Raw genomic sequence first — 1,148 nt, forward strand, 5'->3', positions numbered from 1 at the left:
GCTCACGGATCATTCGCCGCGTCTGACGGTGGCGAACGGTCTGTCGCCCGAGCGGCTCCGCTCGCAGATCGAGGTCGTCCACGGATTCTCCGATGACGCGTTCACCCTGCTGACGGGCATCGAGGTCGACATCCTCGACGACGGCGACCTCGACCAGGAGGATGCGCTCCTGCGCGAACTCGATGTGGTCGTGGCATCCGTTCATTCGAAGCTGCGAATGGAGGCGCCGGCGATGACGCGGCGGCTGGTGGCGGCGGCGGGGGATCCGCGGGTCGACGTGCTCGGGCACGTCACGGGGCGGCTGGTCGAGGGGTCGCGGGGGACGCGTCCGCCGTCCGAATTCGATGCGCGGGCGGTGTTCGCGGCGTGTGCGGCGTCGGGTGTCGCGGTCGAGATCAATTCGCGGCCGGAGCGTCAGGATCCGCCGGACGACCTTCTCGCGCTGGCCCTCGCGGAGGGATGCCTGTTCTCGATCGACTCGGATGCCCACGCGCCCGGGCAACTCTCGCTGCTCGACCATGGGGCGGCACGTGCGGAAGCGGCCGGTGTGCCCGCTGAGCGGATCATCACGACATGGCCCCTTCCGCGGCTGCGGGAGTGGCTCGCGCGCGAGCGCTGAGGTCAGGCGCGCAGCGCGGCCAGTGCCCGGGTCATGGACGTGCCGAGGTTCCAGCGCGCGGCGAGCTCGGTGGCGGCCTCGGCACGAGCGTCATCGAAGGTGATCCGGTCGTCGGCGGGCGCGAGGTCGAGGTCGCGCACGACCCGGACGACCGTCGGCGCGACGTCGAGGTAGTCCGCGGCGGCCAGGATCTTGGCCCGCTGCGCCGGAGATCCAACAGTGCCCTCCGCGGCGGCGGAACGGATGCCGCCGAGGTCGCCGCCAGCTGCCAGCAGCGCGGCCGCCGACTTCTCGCCGATGCCCGGCACGCCCGGAAGGCCGTCGGACGGGTCGCCGCGGAGCGCTGCGAAGTCGGCGTACTGCGCTGCCCGGATGCCGTAGCGGGCCTGCACGGCCGCGTCGTCGATGATCTCGAGATTGCTCATTCCACGAGCCGTATAGATCACTCGGATACCCCCGGTCGTCGTCGACGAGCTGGAGGAGGTCGCGATCCCCGGTGACGATGTCGACGGGCACGTCCGCGCGCGTG

Annotated in this window: 1 protein-coding gene and 1 pseudogene; one reads left to right on the top strand and one right to left on the bottom strand. The window is 71.5% G+C overall.

The genetic code is table 11. From position 1 onward, the window contains the following. The coding region (locus I5G_RS19210; protein WP_022880511.1) for a PHP domain-containing protein at nt 1-619 on the top strand (619 nt) is incomplete at its 5' end. A 2-nt stretch (nt 620-621) separates the two neighbouring features. Here I5G_RS19210 and I5G_RS23720 read toward each other — a convergent pair. Beyond that, nucleotides 622-1,148, bottom strand: a pseudogene (locus I5G_RS23720) (5'-3' exonuclease H3TH domain-containing protein); the annotation flags it as partial.

The organism is Microbacterium sp. B19 (genome assembly GCF_000333395.1).
In the GTDB taxonomy this organism is placed as follows: Bacteria; Actinomycetota; Actinomycetes; order Actinomycetales; family Microbacteriaceae; genus Microbacterium.